This window comes from Bartonella sp. AD328YNZD (genome assembly GCF_042196425.1).
Genome location: NZ_JBHIQG010000839.1, coordinates 1 through 569, shown reverse-complemented (window position 1 = coordinate 569; position 569 = coordinate 1). Strand labels below are relative to the sequence as shown.

The window sequence follows — 569 nt, the reverse complement described above, 5'->3', positions numbered from 1 at the left end:
TCACCACTCTCTTGGATTTCGAAAAAAATCAATGAACTCATTGAATGGCTGTTTGGTGTCGATTTAATGGAAGTAGGCTCCAATCTTATTAATGGGCTTTGGGACGGCATCAAAAGCAAATGGAATGCTCTGTCTGAATGGCTCAGCGGCATGATGGGTAAATTAACCAGTTGGATGCCAAACTGGGTGAAAGAAAAGTTAGGCTTTAATGTCTCAATAGACAAAACTTCAACGCAGACCATTAAAACCTTTACTGATGAAACTAAAACACGAGCAAAAAGAATGCTGGATACAGCAGTGGTCACAAATACTCCACCTGAAAAACGCAAGAGTGGCTTTAATACAAGCGTAGTCGAAACAGGACAAATGCAGACTACAAATACAAAAGTGGGCGCCTTCAAAACTCCCAAGCCCATTACCGTTCATAAGCCGGTAGAAGTAGATGCCCGTGTGATGATTTCAAATTTAAATATTTCCGTCCCCAATGGTTTAAAGGACGAAATCAGAGACGCAGTCAATCAAGCCCTTGAACGCTATGCCAAGCAGCAACGCTTGGCTATAGCCTCTAG

The 569-nt window shown here is 42.2% G+C and carries 1 pseudogene; it reads left to right on the top strand.

From position 1 onward, the window contains the following. Nucleotides 1-569 (top strand): annotated as a pseudogene (locus ACFIO3_RS15335) (phage tail protein); the annotation flags it as partial.